The organism is Nonomuraea longicatena (assembly GCF_039525605.1).
In the GTDB taxonomy this organism is placed as follows: Bacteria; Actinomycetota; Actinomycetes; order Streptosporangiales; family Streptosporangiaceae; genus Nonomuraea; species Nonomuraea longicatena.
In genome coordinates, this window is the sequence record NZ_BAAAHQ010000001.1 from 534,486 (window position 1) to 554,670 (window position 20,185).

Annotated in this window: 19 protein-coding genes; 14 read left to right on the top strand and 5 right to left on the bottom strand. The window is 70.9% G+C overall.

Annotation, left to right across the window (positions count from 1 at the left end; genetic code table 11):
- The first annotated feature begins 39 nt into the window (after nucleotides 1–39).
- The 5 genes from aroC to ABD120_RS02435 are packed head-to-tail and all read left to right on the top strand — an operon-like array spanning nucleotide 40 to nucleotide 3,980.
- Nucleotides 40–1,221, top strand: a complete 1,182-nt coding sequence (gene aroC, locus ABD120_RS02415; RefSeq protein WP_343947977.1) for a chorismate synthase — start codon at nucleotides 40–42, stop codon at nucleotides 1,219–1,221.
- On the top strand, nucleotides 1,218–1,727 hold the full coding sequence (locus ABD120_RS02420; RefSeq protein WP_343947978.1) for a shikimate kinase: 510 nt from the start codon (nucleotides 1,218–1,220) through the stop codon (nucleotides 1,725–1,727). Before aroC ends, ABD120_RS02420 begins: the two co-directional genes overlap by 4 nt.
- Nucleotides 1,724–2,794 (top strand): 3-dehydroquinate synthase, encoded by a 1,071-nt coding sequence (gene aroB, locus ABD120_RS02425; protein WP_343947979.1) that lies wholly within the window; start codon nucleotides 1,724–1,726, stop codon nucleotides 2,792–2,794. The genes ABD120_RS02420 and aroB overlap by 4 nt, the downstream gene beginning before the upstream one ends.
- Nucleotides 2,791–3,222, top strand: coding sequence for a type II 3-dehydroquinate dehydratase (gene aroQ / locus ABD120_RS02430; RefSeq protein ID WP_343947980.1), 432 nt, complete (start codon nucleotides 2,791–2,793; stop codon nucleotides 3,220–3,222). Before aroB ends, aroQ begins: the two co-directional genes overlap by 4 nt.
- Nucleotides 3,219–3,980, top strand: coding sequence for an SGNH/GDSL hydrolase family protein (locus ABD120_RS02435; protein WP_343947981.1), 762 nt, complete (start codon nucleotides 3,219–3,221; stop codon nucleotides 3,978–3,980). The genes aroQ and ABD120_RS02435 overlap by 4 nt, the downstream gene beginning before the upstream one ends.
- A 22-nt stretch (nucleotides 3,981–4,002) precedes the next feature.
- On the opposite strand, the gene ABD120_RS02440 is transcribed toward ABD120_RS02435, so the two are convergent.
- The gene (locus ABD120_RS02440) at nucleotides 4,003–6,036 is read right to left on the bottom strand and encodes an ATP-dependent DNA helicase (protein WP_343947982.1); all 2,034 of its coding nucleotides are present in this window, start codon (nucleotides 6,034–6,036) and stop codon (nucleotides 4,003–4,005) included.
- Between the two features lie 237 nt (nucleotides 6,037–6,273).
- On the opposite strand from ABD120_RS02440, the gene ABD120_RS02445 reads away from it, so the two are divergent.
- Nucleotides 6,274–7,722 (top strand): hypothetical protein, encoded by a 1,449-nt coding sequence (locus ABD120_RS02445; RefSeq protein ID WP_343947983.1) that lies wholly within the window; start codon nucleotides 6,274–6,276, stop codon nucleotides 7,720–7,722.
- Nucleotides 7,723–8,266: 544 nt separating this feature from the next.
- Nucleotides 8,267–9,844, top strand: coding sequence for a Na+/H+ antiporter (locus ABD120_RS02450; protein ID WP_343947984.1), 1,578 nt, complete (start codon nucleotides 8,267–8,269; stop codon nucleotides 9,842–9,844).
- Between the two features lie 3 nt (nucleotides 9,845–9,847).
- Here the strand turns inward: ABD120_RS02450 and ABD120_RS02455 are convergent, their stop codons facing one another.
- Nucleotides 9,848–10,099 (bottom strand): UBP-type zinc finger domain-containing protein, encoded by a 252-nt coding sequence (locus ABD120_RS02455; RefSeq protein ID WP_343947985.1) that lies wholly within the window; start codon nucleotides 10,097–10,099, stop codon nucleotides 9,848–9,850.
- A 104-nt stretch (nucleotides 10,100–10,203) separates the two neighbouring features.
- On the opposite strand from ABD120_RS02455, the gene ABD120_RS02460 reads away from it, so the two are divergent.
- The 4 genes from ABD120_RS02460 (at nucleotide 10,204) to ABD120_RS02475 (ending at nucleotide 11,659) form a co-directional block, all read left to right on the top strand.
- On the top strand, nucleotides 10,204–10,581 hold the full coding sequence (locus ABD120_RS02460; RefSeq protein ID WP_343947986.1) for a hypothetical protein: 378 nt from the start codon (nucleotides 10,204–10,206) through the stop codon (nucleotides 10,579–10,581).
- A gap of 62 nt (nucleotides 10,582–10,643) precedes the next feature.
- Nucleotides 10,644–10,979, top strand: a complete 336-nt coding sequence (locus ABD120_RS02465; protein WP_343947987.1) for a YidH family protein — start codon at nucleotides 10,644–10,646, stop codon at nucleotides 10,977–10,979.
- Entirely contained in the window at nucleotides 10,972–11,295 is a 324-nt protein-coding gene (locus tag ABD120_RS02470) for a DUF202 domain-containing protein (RefSeq protein WP_343947988.1), read from the top strand. The genes ABD120_RS02465 and ABD120_RS02470 overlap by 8 nt, the downstream gene beginning before the upstream one ends.
- Nucleotides 11,296–11,428: 133 nt before the next feature.
- Nucleotides 11,429–11,659, top strand: a complete 231-nt coding sequence (locus ABD120_RS02475; protein WP_343947989.1) for a hypothetical protein — start codon at nucleotides 11,429–11,431, stop codon at nucleotides 11,657–11,659.
- A gap of 58 nt (nucleotides 11,660–11,717) precedes the next feature.
- Here the strand turns inward: ABD120_RS02475 and ABD120_RS02480 are convergent, their stop codons facing one another.
- Nucleotides 11,718–13,511, bottom strand: a complete 1,794-nt coding sequence (locus ABD120_RS02480; RefSeq protein WP_343947990.1) for an ABC transporter ATP-binding protein — start codon at nucleotides 13,509–13,511, stop codon at nucleotides 11,718–11,720.
- A gap of 27 nt (nucleotides 13,512–13,538) precedes the next feature.
- Entirely contained in the window at nucleotides 13,539–15,260 is a 1,722-nt protein-coding gene (locus tag ABD120_RS02485; RefSeq protein ID WP_343947991.1) for an ABC transporter ATP-binding protein, read from the bottom strand.
- A 238-nt stretch (nucleotides 15,261–15,498) separates the two neighbouring features.
- Here ABD120_RS02485 and ABD120_RS02490 point away from each other — a divergent pair, with 238 nt between their 5' ends.
- The gene (locus tag ABD120_RS02490; RefSeq protein ID WP_343947992.1) at nucleotides 15,499–16,071 is read left to right on the top strand and encodes an RNA polymerase sigma factor; all 573 of its coding nucleotides are present in this window, start codon (nucleotides 15,499–15,501) and stop codon (nucleotides 16,069–16,071) included.
- On the top strand, nucleotides 16,068–17,051 hold the full coding sequence (locus tag ABD120_RS02495; protein ID WP_343947993.1) for a hypothetical protein: 984 nt from the start codon (nucleotides 16,068–16,070) through the stop codon (nucleotides 17,049–17,051). The genes ABD120_RS02490 and ABD120_RS02495 overlap by 4 nt, the downstream gene beginning before the upstream one ends.
- A gap of 6 nt (nucleotides 17,052–17,057) precedes the next feature.
- On the opposite strand, the gene ABD120_RS02500 is transcribed toward ABD120_RS02495, so the two are convergent.
- Nucleotides 17,058–17,654 carry a Uma2 family endonuclease gene (locus ABD120_RS02500; RefSeq protein ID WP_343947994.1) on the bottom strand — a complete coding sequence of 199 codons (597 nt, stop codon included), beginning with the start codon at nucleotides 17,652–17,654 and terminating at the stop codon, nucleotides 17,058–17,060.
- Nucleotides 17,655–18,048: 394 nt separating this feature from the next.
- Between ABD120_RS02500 and ABD120_RS02505 the strand changes: the two genes are divergently transcribed.
- Nucleotides 18,049–20,181, top strand: coding sequence for a transglycosylase domain-containing protein (locus tag ABD120_RS02505; RefSeq protein ID WP_343947995.1), 2,133 nt, complete (start codon nucleotides 18,049–18,051; stop codon nucleotides 20,179–20,181).
- Nucleotides 20,182–20,185 lie beyond the last annotated feature (4 nt).

Here is a 20,185-nt window from a genome sequence, read left to right on the forward strand (position 1 = left end):
AGACCTCACCACCCCGCCGCGCATGGAAGACTTGGACACATGTTGCGCTGGTTGACCGCCGGAGAGTCACACGGCCCCGAACTCGTCGCCATCATGGAGGGCCTGCCGGCCGGGGTCGAGGTGACCACGGCCGCCATCGACGAGGCCCTGCGCCGCCGCCGCCTCGGTTACGGGCGCGGCGCCCGCATGAAGTTCGAGCAGGACGAGGTGGCCATCGTCGGCGGCGTGCGCCACGGCCGCACCATGGGCAGCCCGGTCGCCATCCGGGTCGGCAACACCGAGTGGCCCAAGTGGGAGAAGGTCATGGCGGCCGACCCGGTCGATCCCGCCGAGCTGGAGGGGCTGGCCCGCAACGCGCCGCGCTCACGCCCCCGCCCCGGCCACGCCGACCTCGCGGGCATGCAGAAGTACGGCCTCGACGACGCCCGCAACGTGCTCGACCGGGCCAGCGCCCGCGAGACCGCCGCCCGGGTGGCGCTCGGCGAGGTCGCCAGGCGCTTCCTCAAGCAGGCGCTCGGCGTCGACCTCATCAGCCACGTCACCGAGATCGGCGGCGCCCGCACGCCGTCCGAGCACCTGCCCGCCCCCGGCGACCTGGCGCGCGTCGACGACGACCCGGTGCGCTGCTTCGACCCGGCGGGCAGCGCGGCCATGGTCGAGGTCATCGACCGCGCCCACAAGGACGGCGACACGCTCGGCGGCGTCGTCGAGGTCCTCGCCTACGGCCTGCCGCCCGGCCTCGGCAGCTACACCCACTGGGACCGCCGCCTCGACTCCCGGCTGGCCGGGGCGCTCATGGGCATCCAGGCGATCAAGGGCGTGGCCGTCGGCGACGGCTTCGAGACCGCCCGCCGTCCGGGCTCGCGCGCGCACGACGAGATCGAGTACTCCACGGCCGACGGCGTCCGGCGCGTCACCAACCGCGCGGGCGGCGTCGAGGGCGGCATGACCAACGGCGAGATCCTGCGGGTGAGCGCCGCGATGAAGCCGATCTCCACCGTCCCGAGGGCGCTGGCCACGATCGACGTCAAGACCGGCGAGGCCACCAAGGCCCACCACGAGCGCTCCGACGTGTGCGCGGTCCCGGCCGCCGGGATCGTCGCCGAGGCCATGGTCGCGCTGGTGCTCGCCGACGCCGCCCTGGAGAAGTTCGGCGGCGACTCCGTCGAGGAGGTCGCCCGCAACCTGTCCGGCTACCTGTCGTCGATGGTGATCAAGTGAACGTCAAGCCCAGGGCCGTGCTGGTCGGCCCGCCCGGATCCGGCAAGTCCACCGTCGGCCGCCTGCTGGCCGAGCGCCTCGGCGCCGCCTTCCGCGACACCGACGCCGACGTCGAGGCCGTCGCGGGCAAGGAGGTCGGCGACATCTTCGTCGAGGACGGCGAGGAGCGCTTCCGCGACCTGGAGTCCGCCGCGGTGGCCGCCGCGCTCGCCGAGCACGACGGCGTCCTCGCCCTGGGCGGCGGCTCGATCCTGCGCGAGGCCACCCAGGAACTGCTTCAGGGCCACACCGTCGTCTACCTCCAGGTCGGGCTGGCCGACGCCGTCCAGCGGGTCGGCCTCGGCACCGCCCGCCCGCTGCTGGTCCTCAACCCGCGCAGCCAGCTCAAGCGCCTCATGGAGCAGCGCCGTCCCATCTACGAGCGGCTGGCCGTGCTCACCGTCGCCACCGACGGCCGCGAGCCCGCCGACGTCGTGGCGGAGATCGTGAAGGGACTGCCCGCGTGAGCGCGACCCGCATCCGCGTGAGCGGCGACAGCCCGTACGACGTGGTCGTCGGTGAGGGCGTGCTCGGCGACCTGCCCGGCCTCGTGGGCGAAGGCGCCCGCACGGTCGCCGTCATCCACCCGGCCACGCTGCCCGAGATCACCCGCCCGGTCTGCGAGAGCCTGGCCGAGGCCGGCTACGACGTGGTCGAACTCCCCGTCCCCGACGGCGAGCAGGCCAAGAGCGTCGAGGTCGCCGCCGGCCTGTGGTCGGCGCTCGGCCGCTACGGCGTCACCCGCTCGGACGCCGTCGTCGGCGTCGGCGGCGGCGCCACCACCGACCTGGCCGGGTTCGTCGCCGCCACCTGGCTGCGCGGCGTCCGCACCGTGCTGGTGCCGACGACGCTGCTCGGCATGGTCGACGCCGCCGTCGGCGGCAAGAACGGCATCGACACGCCCGAGGGCAAGAACCTCGTCGGCACCATCGTCGCGCCCGCCGGGGTCCTGTGCGACCTCCGCACCCTGGCGACGCTGCCGAAGGCCGACTACGTCGCCGGGCTGGCCGAGGTCATCAAGGGCGGCTTCATCGCCGACCCGACGATCCTGCGCCTCGTCGAGGCCGACCCCGAGGGCGCCACCCGCCCCGACGGCGAGCACACCCGCGAGCTCATCGAGCGCAAGATCCGCATCAAGGCCGACGTGGTCGGCGCCGACCTGCGCGAGGCCGGGCTGCGCGAGATCCTCAACTACGGCCACACGCTGGCCCACGCCATCGAGCGCCACGAGCACTACGAGATGCGCCACGGCGAGGCCGTCGCCATCGGCATGACGTACGCGGCCGAGTTGTCGCGCCTGTCCGGCCGCGCCGACCTGGTCGAGCGCACCCGCGCCGTCCTCACCTCCGTGGGACTGCCGGTCGGCTACCGCGCCGACGCCTGGCCGCGACTGCGCGAGCACATGCGCCTCGACAAGAAGAACCGGGGCGCCAAGCAGCGCTTCGTCGTCCTCGACGAACTCGCCAGGCCCGCCCGGCTGGAGGACCCGTCCGAGGCGCTCCTGGAGGCCGCCTACAAGGAGATCGCGCGATGATCTACGTGCTCAACGGTCCCAACCTGCGCCGCCTCGGCACCCGCGAACCCGACGTCTACGGCGCCGAGACCTTCGCCGACCTGACCCGGCTGTGCGAGGACACCGGCCGCGAACTCGGCATCGAGGTCGAGGTCCGGCAGACCGACGACGAGGCCACCATGATCGGCTGGCTGCACGAGGCCGCCGACCACCGCATCCCCGTCGTGCTCAACCCGGCCGCGTTCACCCACTACTCCTACGCGCTGCGCGACGCCATCGCCCAGCGCACCGCGCCGCTGGTCGAGGTGCACATCTCCAACCCGGCCGCGCGCGAGGAGTTCCGCCACACCTCGGTCGTCGCCGGGGTGGCGACCGGCACCATCGCGGGCTTCGGGCTGCGTTCGTACGTCCACGCGCTGCGCGCCGTCGCCGAACTGGTCCGCGGGTGACGCGCCACTACGCCTCCTTCGCCGCCCTCGGCGACAGCTTCACCGAGGGCCTCAACGACCCGGGCGTCGGCGAGGAGTTCCGGGGCTGGGCCGACCGGGTCGCCCAGCGGCTGTCCGTCGAGAACCCGTCCTTCCGCTACGCGAACCTCGCGGTGCGCGGCAAGCTCCTGGACCAGATCGTCACCGAGCAGGTGCCGGTGGCGGTCGAACTGTCGCCCGACCTGGTGAGCCTGTGCGCGGGCGGCAACGACCTGCTGCGGCCAGGCAGCGACCCGGACGCGATGGCCAAGAAGCTCGCCCGCGCCGTCCGCGACCTGCGCGCCACGGGCGCTGACGTACTGCTGTTCACGGGCGTGGACCCGCGCGACACACCGCTCATGCGGCGGATGCGCGGCAAGTTCGCGATCTTCTACCTGCACGTCCGCTCGATCGCCGACCTGTACGGCTGCCGCCTGGTCGACCAGTGGTCGATGCAGGGGCTGCGCGACTGGCGGGCGTGGAGCACCGACCGCCTGCACATGAACGAGGACGGTCACCGCCTGGTCGCCGCCCGGGTGCTCGACATGCTGGGTGTCCCGGTCGAGGACTCCTGGCAGATCACCTGGCCGGAACGCCTGGTGGATCCGAGGGCCAAGCGCCGCGAGGACGCGGTGTGGATCCGCGAGCACCTGGTCCCGTGGGTCTCCCGCCGCATCCGGGGCGCCTCCTCCGGCGACGGCCTGTCGGCCAAACGCCCGGACCTGACCCCGTTCTCCTAGCCCCGGCCCCCACAGCGCCGGATCAGACGGAGAGGCGCTTCAGAGCACTACGGGCGACAGCCGGGTCCGTGGTGCGCCAGAACGGGGGGAGGGAGCCCAGCAGGAAGCCGCTGTAACGGGCCGTCGCCAGCCTCGGGTCGAGGACGGCGATCACGCCCTTGTCGTCCTGTGCCCGCAGCAGGCGCCCGACCCCCTGCGCCAGCAGCAGCGCCGCGTGCGTCGCCGCCACCGCCATGAACCCGTTGCCCCCCTTGGACTGCACGTGCCGCTGGCGGGCCGAGGTGAGCGGGTCGTCCGGCCGGGGGAACGGCACCCGGTCGATGATCACCAGCCGTAGCGACGGCCCTGGCACGTCCACCCCCTGCCACAGCGACAGGGTGCCGAACAGACAGGTCGACTCGTCCTCCGCGAACTGCTTGACCAGCAGCATCGTGGAGTCGTCGCCCTGGCACAGCAGCGGCACGTCCAGCCGCTCGCGCAGCGCCTCCGTCGCGGCCTTGGCCGCGCGCATCGAGGAGAACAACCCGAGAGTGCGCCCGCCCGCCGCCTCGATCAGCTCGGCGATCTCGTCCACGTACGCCTCGGGCAGGCCGTCACGGCCCGGCTGCGGCAGGTGCTTGGCCACGTACAGGATGCCCGAGCGCTGGTGGTCGAACGGCGAGCCGACGTCCATGCCCGTCCACCCTCTGACCTTCTGCTTGCGGCCCTTCTCACCGCCCGGGACGGTCACCTGCTCGCCGCCCTCCGGAGCCGGTGGCTCGCCCAGCCCCCACTGTTTGGCCATCCCGTCGAAGGAGCCGCCCAGCGCCAGCGTCGCCGAGGTCAGCACCACCGTGCGCTCGCCGAACAGGCGCTCGCGCAGCATGCCGCCCACGTTGAGCGGCGCCACCCGCAGCATCGGCGGGCGCCGGTCGCTGCCCTCGTCGAGCCACACCACCTCGGCCCGGTCGTTCTCCGAGGCGTGGCCGTAGGCCTCCAGCATGCGCACGGCCGTGTCGTGGACCTCGTCGAGGGCGGTGAAGGCGGCCTTGCGCTGCCCGGCCCGTTCCGGGTCGTCCTTGTCGGCCCCGCGCGGCCCGAGCGCGGTCACGCAGCGCGCCGCCGCGTCTCTGACCAGCGCCAGCGTCAGCCCGAGTACTTCGGGCAGCTCGTCGATGCGCCCCGGCGGGGCCGCCGCCAGCAGCGCCTTGAGGTCTTCGCCCGACTCCAGGAGCTGGTCGGCCACGGACTGCTCGATCAGTCGGGAGACCCGCCGCACCGCCAGCGACACGCTGCCCTCCGACAGCTCGCTCGTCACGACCGAGGTCACCCGGTCGACCAGTTCGTGGGCCTCGTCCACGATCACGACGTCGTGCTCGGGCAGCACGGGGATGTCGCCCATGGCGTCGATCGCGAGCAGCGCGTGGTTGGTCACCACGATGTCGACCTCGCCCGCCCGCGACCTGGCCAGTTCGGCGAAGCACTCGGGGCCGCTCGGGCAGCGCTGGGCGCCCAGGCACTCCTGCGCGCTGACCGAGAACTGCCGCCACGCCTGCTCGTTGACGCCTGGGACCAGTTCGTCGCGGTCGCCGGTCTCGGTCTCCTCGGCCCACTCCTGGATGCGCTGGACCATACGGCCGGTCGCGCTCACGTCGCGGACGTCGAAGAGCTGGTCGTGCTCGTCTTCCTCGGGCCAGCCCGCGGTCGCCTTGTAACGGCACAGGTAGTTGCGGCGGCCCTTCAGGATCGCGAACGTCGGCTCGTGCGGCAGCTCTTTGACCAGCGTCTCGGCCAGTCTCGGCAGGTCGCGGTCGACGAGTTGGCGCTGCAGCGCGATCGTGGCCGTCGAGACCACGACGGGGGAGTCGGTGCCCATGGCGTGTCTGACCGAGGGCACGAGGTAGGCCAGGGACTTGCCGGTGCCCGTGCCGGCCTGCACGGCGAGATGCTCCTCGGTGTCGATGGCCCGCTGGACGGCGTTGACCATCTGCAACTGGCCGGGCCGATCGCTCCCTCCGAGAGCGGCGACCGCGGCTTTGAGAAGCTCTTCGACTGGAGGGAGGTGGGAGTCCGGCACGGCACAACGCTACCGGCTCCGGCGGAGTGATCGGGGAGTGACCGCGTGGACGCATCCCGGCGTTCGTGAACCGTTCGGGCATCTCGCGTGGCACACTGGCGGTCGGGATCCCAACTGGTCAAGAAAGATCTTCCCGGTGTGACGGCCGGGGGCGGCGGAAGGACTGGCACCGCCCGCTCGGTAGGGTTTCCGGGGTTGAGTGGACGAATAAAGGCTGGTTAAAGCAGTATGTCTGCCATGTCGGAAGTTGTCCCGTTGCCGTCGTTCGGCGAAGTGTTCTTCGATGCCCGAGGCCAGGAGCGGTGTCTCCGGGTGACCTGGCACGAGGGAACCCTGGTGCTCAGCCTGTGGCGAGGGGAGATGTGCACCGGCAGTTTCCGCATGCCGATGGACGACGTCGGCCGCCTGCTCGACACCCTCGACGACGGCTACGCCGAGGCGACCGGCGAGCACCTGGAGGACCCCGCCGACGAGGCGGGTGCGCCCGAGGTCATCCCCGGCACCGGCCAGTACCACCGCCCGCCCACCAGCCCGCCCATGGCCGCGCAGCCCGCGCAGGCCCCGGACGACCGCCCCACGGCGGCGCTGTCGCCCAACGACGTCCTGGTCGCCCGTGGCACCCCCGCCCAGCAGGACAAGCTGGTCGCCTCCTACGAGACCGGCCAGCCGCGCGACCCCGCCCAGAGCCGTCAGCCGTACGACCAGCCCTTGTACGGCGACCAGCCCGCGTACCAGGACCAGCCCGCGTACCAGGACCAGCCCGCGTACCAGGACCAGCCCGCGTACCAGGACCAGCCCGCGTACCAGGACCAGCCCGGGTACGCCGACCAGACCCCGTACGGTGACCAGCCCGGGTACGGCGGCCAGCAGTCCTACCAGGACCAGCAGCCTTACGCCGACCAGCAGTCCTACGGCGACCCCGCACGCCAGCAGCCCTTCACCGGTCCGCAGTACAGCCCGGAGCCCCAGTACTCCGCCGACCCGGCCACCGGCGCCAACGGGCCCGTCTACCAGTTGCCCGGTCAGCCCGACCAGCGCTACCGTCAGGCCCCGCTCAGCACCGACCCGCTGGGCTTCCCGGCGGCGTCCCGGCAGGACCCGCTCGGTACTCCTGCTCAGCCCAGCCAGCAGGACCCGCTCGGTCTGTCGCAGCACCACCGACAGGATCCGCTCGGCGGCGGCGACGCGTTCCAGCCGCCGCAGCACCGTCAGTCCTACGATCCGCACGCCTCCCAGGGCTCGTACGGCTCCCAGGGCGGTTCCTCCCAAGGTGGCTCCGACTACACGAGCGGCCCCGACTACTCCAGCGGCGACTACGCCCCCCGCGAGTCCTACGCCCAGCCGGACCCGTACTCCACCGGCCAGCACACCCGCCCCAGCGGCTACCGCTCACCGGGCGGCAGCACGGCGGGCCTGGGCACCCCGATGCACGGTATCCCCGGCGCGGGCCGCCGCCAGGCCGAGCCGTACACCTCCGGCGACTCCTACCCGGCTGCGGATCCGGCCGACTACCCGCCGTCCGGCGCCGCGCCCAACCCGGTGGACCCGCTGCTCGCGCTGAGCAACCAGCAGCAGTCGGACTCGGAGACGACCCGCCCGTACGTCCACGACCCGATGTTCACGACGGGCGAGCGCCTACGCCCCGACCAGCAACAGGACGGCCGCCCCGACCGCAGGGAGTGGTGACCCGGCCCTCTGGGTGGGTGCGCGCCTGACAGGGTAGACGCCAGCGAGCGATGACCCGGCCCCTGGACGTGTGCCGCGTGCTCGCCCGAGGCTCCCCGGCGTCCGGGTTTCGTGGCGCCGCGACGGCGGGGTGCGGTGCGGCGAACATCGGCGCCTCGTACGGTGGCCGGCGCGGGCCGGGCCCCGGGTAAGAGCGGAGTCGTCGCGGTGGGACGGGGCCGGAGGAGGAGCGTGCCTTGGAGGCCGTCGGCGCACGGCGGCGGGGGGCGGTTCGGGGGCTTTGCCGTAACGGCTGGAGTTCTGGGGTCTCTTACGCAACAACTGGGGGCTCACGTGACGGCTGAATTCTGGGGTCTCCCGTGACGCCGGGAGGTTCGGGGCTTCTCACGTGACAGCGGGAGTGCCGTGGCCGTGTCGTGACAGGAGCGCCCGTAACAGGCGGATATGACTCGCAGTCGCCGACACGAGCTGAAAGACGAGCACATCCCCCCGCTCTGGCACAGAATTGGCGCACGAGCCACACACCTACCGGAGAGGACGGCACGTGAACGCTGAGACGGCGCTGCACCTGCTGCTGGTGGCCGGCGGCGCGCTGGCGGTCGCCGCCCTGGCGCGGCGCAAGGGCTGGCCCGCCCCCCTCCTGCTCGTCCTGGCCGGTCTCCTGGTCTCCCCGCTGCTGCCCGTCGTCCCCCTCGACCCCGAACTCGTCCTGTTCGTCTTCCTGCCGCCTCTGCTCTACTCGGCCGCCATCGAGAGCTCCTACCTCCGCCTGCGCGACGTCACCCGCGCCGTCGCGCTGCTGTCGATCGGGCTGGTCCTGTTCACGACGCTGATCGTCGGCTGGGTGACGCACCTGCTGCTGCCCGAGCTCCCCCTGGCCGCCGCGTTCGCGCTCGGCGCGATCATCGCCCCGCCGGACGCCGTGGCCGCCGTCGCCGTCGGCCGCAGGCTCGGGCTGCCCCGCCGCCTGCTCACGATTCTGATCGGCGAGAGCCTGTTCAACGACGCCACCGCCCTGACCGTCTACCGCGTCGCGATCGGCGCCCTGGTCGGCGGCGGCGTGGACCTGTTCGACGGCATCCTGGAGTTCGTCTACGCGGCGGCGGGCGGCATCGCGATCGGCCTGGCGCTGGCCTGGCTGTTCGGCCGCCTGCTGGCGATGTGCCACGACTCGCTCGTGGAGAACACCATCATGCTGCTGATCCCGTTCGCCGCCTATCTGGCGGCCGAACTGGTGCACGCCTCCGGTGTCATCTCCGTGGTGCTCGTGGGCCTGTACCTGGGGCACCGCATGTACCTCCAGGGCTTCGGCACCCGCCTGTTGTCGGCCGGCGTGTGGCGGGTGACGAACTTCTTCCTGGAGACGATCGTCTTCGCGCTGATCGGGCTGCAGCTCCTGCCCATCCTGGAGGGCGTCGCCGCCTCCGAGCGCGACATCCTCCAGGTCACCCTGTACGCCGTGGTCATCTTCGTGGTGACGGTGGTGGCCCGCTTCGCGTGGGTCTTCCCCGCGACCTACCTCCCGTCGGCGGTGTTCAAGAGCTCGTTCAGGCCGCCGCCGCAGAACGTCGTGGTGCTCGGCTGGGCGGGCATGCGCGGCGTGGTGTCGCTGGCCGCCGCCTTCGCCATCCCCGAGGAGGTCGCCGACCGCGACCTGCTGCTGTTCCTGTCGTTCACGACGGTGATCGCGACCCTGCTCGTGCAGGGGCTGTCGTTCCCCGCGCTGATCAGGCGGCTGCGCGTGTCGAGCGCGGGGGAGGAGTACGAGGACACGCTCGCCGAGGCCGCCGCCCAGGAGGCCGCCCGTGACGCCGGGCTGCGGGTGCTGGACCGGGTGATCGAGCTGGAGGGTGAGCCGGACGAGCTGCAGGCGAGTGTGTTCGACCAGGTCAGGGAGAAGAGCGAGCGCCGCGCGCTGACCGCGTGGGAGCGTCTCGGCGGCGGCACCGCAGCGGGCGGCTCTGAGACGCCGAGTGCTCTCTACCGCCGCGTGCGCCTCATGATGCTGGACGCCGAGCGCGCGACCCTGGTCCGGTTGCGCGACGAGCGGCGCATCGACGACGAGGTGCTGCGCAGGATGATGGCCGAACTCGACTTCGAGGAGGCCATCCTCGAACGCTGAGGCTCACCCCATCTGGTTGTGCACGAAGCACCACCGCCAGCTCTCGCCCGTCTCGAAGGACTGCATCACCGGGTGACCCTCCCGCTGGAAGTGTTTGCTGGCGTGCCGGTTGGGCGAGGAGTCGCAGCAGCCGATGTGGCCGCACTCCAGGCAGCGGCGCAGATGGACCCACCGGGCACCCGCCGCCAGGCACTCCGCGCAGCCCTCCGGAGTCAGGGCGGCAGGGTCGTCCGCACTGGAAAGATGCTCACACATAGCCATACCGTGATCGTAGAACCAGCAGGGAGCTTCCTCCGCCACCGGGTGTGAGGTTGTGCACTCCGCGTCAACGTCGGCGACCGTTGGGTAGTGTCGATGACATGCGACTCAGGTTCGTTCCTCTGGCATTGTTCGCCTCCGCTCTGTTCCTCGCCGGTTGCGGCGAGATCAACCAGACCATCGACAAGGCACAGGCGTGCCTTGAGGCGCCGAAGATCGTCACCCAGTTGGTCGCCGACGTGACCAAGTTCGCCAACGACCCGCAGGGCATGAGCAAGGCCCTCGACGACGCCGCCGCCAAGCTCGGCGAAACGGCCGACAAGGCCGCCAACACCACGGTCAAGGAAGCCACCGACGACCTGGCCAAGACCCTCGGCGGCCTCAACGTCACCGACGTCAACGGCGCGGTCGACGCCGCCCAGAAGGTGACCACCGAGACGGCCGCCTACCTCGACCAGATCCGCAAGGCCTGCTCGTAGCCCCTGGCGAGTGCGAATCCCGCCTTCTCTAGGGGAAATATGTACGAATTACGGTCGTTTGTATGGAGCCGGACCCTCGATTCACTCTTGCGAATGAACGTACCTTTCTCACCTGGTTGAGCACGGCTCTCGCCCTCAGCGCCGGCGGGGTCGGCATCGCCGCCCTGCCCGAGGACGTCTTCGTCCCTTGGATACGGGCCGTCCTCGCCATCATGCTCGTCGCGCTGTCGGCGCTGGCCGCAGGAATGGCCTACCCGCGCTGGCGCAACATCCAGCGCGCCCTGCGCAATCAGGCACCTCTGCCCCCGCCCGCCCTCGCGGCCCTGTTCGGCTACGGCGTCGCCCTCGTCGCCGTGGTCGCACTGGTGCTCATCGTCGTCTCGCTCAGACATGTCTGAGGAGATCTGGGACCCGGGACTGCAGAGCGAGCGCACCCGCCTCGCCTGGGTCCGCACCGGCGTGGTGATGTCCACCGTCGGGCTGGGCGCGGCCGGGCTGAGCGTGCGCGCGGGCTATCCGCCCGCCGCCGCCGCGAGTTTCGCCCCCGCCGTCCTCTGCGGCGCCGTCCTGCTGGCCAGGACCGGCGCCCGCTTCCGCCGCTACCAGCGCGCCCTGCACGACGGGCGCCCGCTCGAAGCGGGCGCCGACGTGCTGATCGCCTGGCTCGGCACGCTGTCCGTGGTCCTGGGTGCCGTGTTCTTTGTCCTGTTTTGAGGGAAGTTGCGACCATGTCCGGGTGGGCACACCATAGATGTGAGGGGGTGTGTCCTCCATGGAAGAAGAAGAGCTCAGGAACCTGCAGTTCGAGTGCCGTCGATGCTGGCACGTGTGGGACGAGGAATACCTCGTGAGACAGGGTGACGACGGCAGAGGCCACCAGCGCGAGATGTGGCTGCACGACGGCGTGCACGTGGCGCCGCCCGCCACCGCCGCGACCTGCCCCGCCTGCGGCTCGGCCCAGGTCACCACCTTCCCCGAGGGCTACCTCGACCGCCATCCCGAGGCCCGCCGCATCGGCGAGCCCGCCGTCCCCGACGAGAGCAGGCTGCTCAGCCCGGTGCCCAAACACCTCATCTGAGCCCGGCCCCGCCGCACCGCCCCCAGGTACGGCGGAGCCCTGGTCTCCATCATCACCGTCAGCTCAGGCTCTCCACCCACGCCCGGTGCAGGGCCGCGAACCGGCCGGCGGCCGCGACCAGCTCACCGGGGCTGCCGTCCTCGACGACCTCGCCCCGCTCCATCACCAGCACCCGGTCGGCGATCTCCACCGTCGACAGCCGGTGCGCGATGATGAGCGCCGTCCGGTCGGCCAGGATCGTCCGCAGCGCCCGCTGCACCAGCCGCTCGCTCGGCACGTCCAGCGACGAGGTCGCCTCGTCCAGGATGAGCACCGCCGGGTCGGCGAGGAAGGCCCGAGCGAAGGCCACGAGCTGCCGCTGCCCCGCCGACATACGCCCGCCCCGCTTGCCGACCTCGGTGTCGTAGCCGTCCGGCAGCGCCGAGACGAACTCGTGGGCGCCGATCGCCATCGCCGCCTCCCGCACCTCCCGGTCGGAGGCTCCCGGGCGGCCGAACCGGATGTTCTCGGCGACCGTACCCGAGAACAGGAAGTTCTCCTGCGTCACCATCACCACGGCTCGCCGCAGCGTCGCCTCGTCCAGGTCGGTGAGCGCCACCCCGTCGAGCAGCACCCGGCCCGCCGTCGGGTCGTAGAAGCGGGAGATGAGCTTGGCCAGCGTCGTCTTGCCCGCGCCCGTCGTGCCGACCAGCGCCACGCTCTGCCCCGCCGGGATCGTCAGGTCCAGATGCGGCAGCACCGGCCGGTCGGCCGTGTACGCGAAGCTCACCCCCTCGAAGCGCACCCCGCCGCGCGAGCGCGCGAGCTCGGCCGGCTTGCGCGGCTCGGGCACGGCGGGCTCCTCCTCCAGCACGCCGGACAGCTTCTCCAGCGCCGCGCCCGCCGACTGCAGCGTGTTGTAGAACTGGCTGATCTCCTGCATCGGCTCGTAGAACTGCCGCAGGTACAACAGGAACGCCGCCAGCACACCGACCGTGACCTCCTCGTTGACGGCCAGCCAGCCGCCGTACACCAGCACACCCGCCACGGTCACGTTGCCGATGAGCTTGATTCCCGGCATGAACGCCGCCACCAGGCGCATGCTGTCGGCGTTGGCCGCCCGGTAGTCGTCGTTGAGCTGGGCGAAGATCTCCTGGTTACGCTCCTGGCGCTGGAACGCCTGCACCGCCCGGATGCCCGTCATCGACTCCACGAAGTGCACGATGACCAGCGCCACCGTCTCCCGGGTACGCCGGTAGACGATCGCCGACCGCCGGCGGAACCAGCGCGTGACCAGCAGCAGCACCGGCAGCGGCACCAGAGCCACCAACCCGAGCTCCAGATCCAGGACCAGCAGCAGCACCGCCGTGCCGAACAGCGTCAGCACCGCCGTCACCAGCCCGTCGAAGCCCGACTGCAGCAACTCGGCGATGGCCTCGACGTCCGAGGTCAGCCGGGAGATGACCCGCCCGGAGGTGTACTTCTCGTGGAACGACAGCGACAGCCGCTGGAAGTGGTCGAAGACCCGGCGCCGTAGCTCCAGCAGGATGTCCTGCCCGATCCGGCCCGCCAGCTTCAGGAACGCCTGCCGGGTCAGCGCCTGCGTGACCGCCGCCGCCACCAGCACCCCGACCACGGTCAGCAGCGTCCCCGCGCCCGTGCCCTTCAGCATCGGCGGGATGCCCTCGTCGATGCCCACCTTCACCAGGTACGGGATCGACAGCGCCGCCAGGTTCGACACGACGATGATCGCGGTCAGTGCCGCGATCGCCTTGCGGTACGGGGTCAGCAGGTCGCCCAGCAGCCTGCGGGAGCGTTCCCGCAGCAGCACCGAGACCCGCTCGTCGAGCTGGTCCTGATCCTCGCTGGCCACCCCCCCGCCACGACTGCGACGTCACCGTCATCGCAACGCCCCTTCCGTCGGGTCGAGGTCGGCGTCCTGCGCGAGCAGCTCGCGGTACTCCGGCACCTCTTCCAACAGCCGCTGGTGGGTGCCGACGTGCGTGATGGTGCCGCCCCGCAGCAGCGCCACCTTGTCCGCCAGCAGGACGGTCGAGGCCCGGTGCGCCACCACGATGCCGGTGGCGTCGCGCAGCACCTGCCGCAGCGCCTCCTCGACCAGCGCCTCCGTCTCGACGTCCAGCGCCGACAGCGTGTCGTCGAGGACGAGCACCCGCGGCTTGCTCAGCACGGCCCGCGCCAGTGCCAGCCGCTGGCGCTGGCCGCCGGACAGCGACATGCCCTGCTCGCCGATCCGGGTGTCGAGGCCCCACGGCAGCTCGTGGACGAACTGCGCCTGCGCCGTCCTGATCGCCTGTTCGAGCTCCTCCTCCGAGGCGTCGTGGCTGCCGAGCGTCAGGTTCTCGCGCACACTCATCGAGAACAGCGTCGGCTCCTCGAAGGCGGTCGCCACGATCCGCCGCAGCGACGACAGCTCCAGGTCGCGGATGTCGCGGCCGTCGATCGTCACCCGGCCCCGCGTCGGGTCCAGCAGTCTCGGCACCAGGGCGGTCAGCGTCGTCTTGCCCGAGCCGGTGGCGCCGACGATCGCCACCGTCTCGCCGGGCCGTACCTCCAGCCACAGGTCGGACAGAACCGGGGTCTTCGCGCCGGGGAAGCGGAACTCGATCCCCTCGAAACGCAGGTGCCCGCGCGGCCGGTCGGCGGCGTGCGGTCCGTCCTGGATCGACGGGACGGTGTCCATGACCTCCATCACCCGGTCGGCCGAGGTCATCGCCTCCTGCGCCATCGCCAGGATGAAGCCGAGACTCGCGATCGGCCACACGAGCTGCAGCATCAGCGTCGTGAACGCCACCAGCGTGCCCAGCGACAGCTCGCCCGCGCCCACCGCTAGCGCGCCCAGCAGCAGCACCAGCGCCAGGGTCGAGTTCGGGATCATCTCCAGGAAGGTGAAGAAGCGCGAGGACAGTCGCACCTTGTCCATCGACGTGCCGTGTACCTTCAGCGCCGCGACGTCGTAGGTGTCGAACACGTGGTGGCGGCGGCCGAACGCCTTGATCGTGCGGATGCCGATGGCCGATTCCTCGACGAGCGTGGCCAGGTCGCCCTGCTCGTCCTGGACCCTGCGCGAGATCCTGATGTACTTCTTCTCGAACCGCAGGCTGACCAGGGTGATCGGCACCGCCGACGCGGCCACCAGCAGGCCGAGCGGCCAGTACATGTTGAGCAGCACCAGCGTCACGACCGTGAGCTGCAGCATGTTCATGACCAGGAACAGCATGCCGAAGCCGAGGAAACGCCGGATCGTGGACAGGTCGGTGGTGGCCCGCGAGAGCAGCTGGCCCGACTGCCAGCCGTTGTGGAAGGCCATGGGCAGGCGCTGCAGATGCCGGTAGAGGTCGTCGCGGATGCGCGTCTCCAGCCCGAGCACCGGGCCGATCAGCGTCCGCCGCCGCAGGAAGGTCAGCAACGCCTCCAGCGCGCCGACCCCCAGAGCCAGCAGGCCGAGGGGCAGGAGCCCGGCGGCCTCGCCCCGGGCCACGGGGCCGTCCACCACTTCCTTGCCGATGAGCGGGAGGGCGATGCCGGTGCCGATGCCCAGCAGGGTGATCAGCCAGATGAACACCAGCCGGGGGACGTAGGGGCGGAGGTAGCTCTTCATCCGCCACAGGGAGTTGTCAGCCAGTAGGGAACGCCGAGGAGAAGATGGGGTATCCGTAGGCACTCAATCAATGCTAATCCGACACAACAACCCGTTTTCTAACTGCGGGCCTAGACAAATGTGCACTTCCAGGCTCTGAAATCTGTGTCTCACGAAGCGTAACGCGCCTCGACGTCCCAGCTCCGACGCGTGGGTGAGAACGCGCGAACACTCCTGCGGGGATCGGCGAAGGAGGGGCGTGAACCCGAGGACGGAAGCGGCCGTGTACGCCGGAGACGCCGTGATCATCGAGCGGTCGCGCCGCGAGCCCGACAGTTTCGCCGGCATCTTCGACCGCTACTATCCGGAGATCCACGCCTACGCCGGGCGCAGGCTCGGCCCCACGCTGGCCGACGACGTCGCGGCGGAGACCTTTCTCATCGCCTTCGACAAGCGCCGCCGCTTCGACCTGGCACGCGACGACGCCCGGCCGTGGCTCTACGGCATCGCCTCCAACGTGATCGCCCGCCACCGCCGGGCGGAGATCCGCCAGTACCGGGCGCTGGCCAGGACGGGCGCCGACGAGCGCGCGGAGGACCACGCCGACCGCGTCGCCCGCGCCGTGGACGCGGGCGCCCGCAGGCCGGGGCTCGCCCGCGCGCTGGCCGAACTCGCGGGCCGCGACAGGGACGTGCTGCTGCTCGTCGCCTGGGCCGAGCTGACGTCGGAGGAGGCGGGGCAGGCGCTGGGCATTCCGGCGGGTACGGCGCGCTCGCGGCTGCACCGGGCGCGCAAGAGGATTCAGGCCGCTCTGGGAGAGGAGACGTCGTGAACGACCTTGAGAGACTGCGTGAGGCGTGGGAGCGGCCTGCGCCGCCGACACCCGAGGCCAGGTCGGCCGCCAGGCGGGCACTGCTGTCGCGGGCCGCCGCCCGGCCCCGGGCGAACTGGCGGCTGCCCGCGCTGGCGGTGGCCGCCGTCACGGCGGTCGTCGTGGCGGGCACGACCCTGGCGGGCGGCTCGGAGCCGGCGACCTCCGTCAAGCCCGTTGTCACGCCGTCCGCCCACGTGACGCCCACGCCGGTGCCGACGACCGTCGTCCCGCCGCGTGACAACCAGTGGATCTACACGCGCGCCGTCCTGCGGCAGTTCCGGAAAGGGACGCCCAGGGGGCAGGGGTTCACCCCCGGCTCCCCTCCGCCGACGGAGGTCTTCGAGTTCTGGACGCGGGCGGACGGCCGCCGCGTCGGTTACCTGGTGAACGGCAAGCTGACGACGAGCAACCCGGGGGCCCGCGAGCCTGACAACACCTACGCGCTGCTGGTCGCGTTGCCCACCGCCCCCGCGAAGTTGCTGGCCGCCGTCCGCGACTACCGGACCCCGGGCCAGGATCCGGACGACTGGCTCTTCCGGAAGCTGGAGGAGATCCTGCGCCGGAACCCCGTCCCCCCGGCGCACGAGGTCGCCCTCTTCAAGGCGCTGTCGCTGGTACGGGGCGCGACGGTGGACCGGTCGGCGGTGGGCCTCGACGGTGCCCCGGTACTGTCGGTCTCCCGGATCGCGGACGGCTGGCGCCGGGTCGAGGTGCTCTTCGACCCCCGCACCCATGCCTACCGGGGTGTGCGCGAGACGGCCGTCGCCGACCACACCGAGCTGTGGCCGGGCTCCGGGGTGAGCAAGCGCGTCAAGCGGAACGGCGTCTGGACCGATGCGCCGCCCGAGGCTCTGTGGACCGTCGAGAAGGGGACGGTCTGGTTCTCGTCGCTCCGCACCGGCCTGGCCGTCGTCGACCGCGCGGGGCAGCGTCCCTGACCGTCGTCAGCCGTCGAGTTCCTTGAACGCGACCTGCGCGGGGAACGGCCGTTCCAGTTCGAGGACGTCCTCGTGGGTCGCGGCGAGGCGATAGGTGCGGCTGGCCCAGTCGAGGCGGTACTCGCGGATCGTGGAGACGTACAGGTCGTCGTCCAGGGTGATCACCAAGTAGACCTCGATGCCCTCGTGGGCGTATTCGGCGAGCTTGTCCACGGTGTCGCGGTAACCGGATCCCGGGGAGACCACCTCCACGACCAGAAGGGTCTCGGAGGTGGTCAGCTTCGCGCCGCGGTCGATGCAGCGGTAGACAGTGACGTCGGGACGCCGGAAGGTGAGCTTGCCGTCGAGCCGCCGGCGCTTCACGAAGTAGACATCGATATCGGTGGAGACCCGATGGCAGGGGTCGCCCGGCTTGGCGCTTTCGAGAGCGTTCGCAAGACGCCTGCTGACGTCGCTGTGTTCTGCCGTGCCGCTCTGGCAGAAGATGACGTTGCCATCCACCACTTCGATGATCTTGCGGACCTGGTCCGGAAGAGAGTCGTATTGCTCTTCGGTGAGAGTCAGAGACTCCGGATGCGAAGCCCACTCAGGCGTGCTGGTCACGATACCTCCCTCAAACTGACCTGTTGCCGTATCAGCCTACGGGGGCAGCCGCCTCCGGGGAGGTAGGACATCGAGTCCGGGTAGCGGGTAGCGAGGACGGCGGTGATGGTTAGGGGTGGTTGTGTATGGATTGTCGCTTTACGTCCACTGTTGGTGATTCCTCGCCTCAACTGCAGTCATATCAACCCGGATATCGACATGTCCGTGATATTGCTATTGGACAGTGCCGGAGCCGACCTGCTTGGCTCCTGCCCTCCATCGGACGTCCAACAAAGAAAGACGACATGCGAAGCCAAGAAGTTCGGGCGGATTCGCGGGCGACCCGCTTTCCGCTGGACAGCATCCCGTTCCCCACGGACCGCCGGTTCGGCGGCCACTGATGCAACGGGGACAGATGCTGCTGCGCCTGGCCGCCTCCGCGGTGGCGGGCGGGGTGCTCGTGGCCGGGATCGCGCTGCCCATCGTCGGCGGCGGCAGCATGGGCGTCAAGGCGGCGGTCGAGGAGGTGGACCTGCGCCCGGTCGACCTCGTCGAGCCCCCGCTGTCGGAGGTGTCCACCATCGAGGACGCCCAGGGCCGGGTCATCGGCCGCTTCTGGGACAGGTACCGCGAGGTCGTCACGTTCGACCAGATCGCCGACATCATGAAGGTCGCGGTCGTGTCCATCGAGGACAACCGGTTCTACCAGCACGGCGCCATCGACATCGAGGGGACGATCCGGGCGCTCGTCACGAACCTCGGCTCCAGCAAGACCGCGCAGGGCGGGTCGAGCATCACCCAGCAGTACGTGAAGCAGGTGCTGTTCAACAGCGCCGAGAACGATGCGGAGAAGAGCGCCGCCACCGAGGCCACGTACGCGCGCAAGCTCAAAGAGCTGCGGTACGCCATGGGCGTCGAGGAGAAGTACACCAAGGACCAGATCCTCGAGAAATATCTGAACATCGCGTACTTCGGCGCCAGCGCCAACGGCATCGAGGCCGCCGCCAAACGCTTCTTCGGCGTCAAGGCCAGCCAGTTGACCCTGTCGCAGGCGGCCACGCTGGCCGGTGCCGTACAGGACCCTAACGCCACCGACCCCGAAGAGGGCAGGAAGCAGCAGGCGCTGCTGCTCAAGCGCCGCAACATCGTCCTGGACCGGATGGCCGAACTCGGCAAGATCACTCCGGAGCAGGCCAAGCAGGCGAAGGCGGCCAAACTCGGCTACAAGGGCGTCGAACTGCCCGGCGGCTGCGAGTCCAGCAGGTACGGCTACTTCTGTGTGTACGTCCGGCACGAGATCCTCAACAACCCCGACTTCGGCAAGACCCGCAAGCAGCGGCTGAAGGTCCTCAACAACGGCGGGCTGACGATCAGGACCACGCTCAACCGCAGGATGCAGGCCGCCGCCGACCGGGCGATCAGGAAGCGGGTCCGCCCCTCCGATAACCCGGTCGCCGCCCAGGCGCTCGTCGAGCCGGGCACGGGCGCGATCCGGGCCATGGCCGCCAGCAAGCGGTACGGCGACGACAAGGGCGAGATCAACTACAACCTGGTCGCGGACTCCGACCACGGCGGTCTCACCGGGTTCCAGGCCGGGTCCACGTTCAAGACGTTCACCCTGATCGCCGCCCTGAAGAAGGGCATGAAGCTCAACGACGGCCTGGCCGCGGGCGCGGGTTACCGGGCGCCGGGCTACGCGTCCTTCAAGAACTGCCAGGGCAAGAACGTCGGCGACCCTTCGCACGTGGTCACCAACGACGAGGGCTCGCCCGGGTGGAAGTCGCTGAAGACCGGCACCTGGGCCTCGGTGAACACCTTCTTCATGGAACTGCAGCAGCGGGTCGGCCTCTGCGAGACCGTCACCACGGCCAAATCGCTGGGCATCCACCGCTCCGACGGCAAGGATCTGGAGGAGTTCACGACCTTCACCCTCGGCACCAACGAGATGGACCCGGTGACGGTCGCCGCCGCCTACGCGGCCATCGGGGCGCGCGGCAAGTTCTGCGAGCCCACGGCCATCACCCGGATCACGCTGCAGGACGGCAAGACCCGGTCGTACCAGCCCAAGTGCGGCCAGGCGCTCGATCCCGGAGTCGCCGACGCGACGGCCGAGGTCCTGTCCGGCGTCTTCACCCAGGGCACCATGCGCGGCGTCGGCGGCATCGGACGGGACGCGGCGGGCAAGACGGGCACCACCGACGGCTACGCCAGTGCCTGGTTCGCCGGGTTCACCCCCGACCTGGCCTCGGCGGTGAGCATCGGCGACCCGCGCGGCTCCCAGGAGAACAAGCTGACCGGCGTGACGATCGGCGGGGTGCCTTACGGCTCGGTGCAGGGGGCGAGCATCCCCGGGCCGATCTGGAAGGAGACGATGATCGGCGCGTTGAGGGGCGTGAAGGCGCGGCGCTTCACGCCGGTCGACGCCGCGCGCTTCGGCGGCTGCTCGCAGAACTGCCGCTCGGTGCCGAAGTCGTCGGGCGACACCGATCAGGGGGACGACGCCGGGCCGGTGCTCGACGGCGACACTGCCGACACGGGCATGGGCTGAGGTC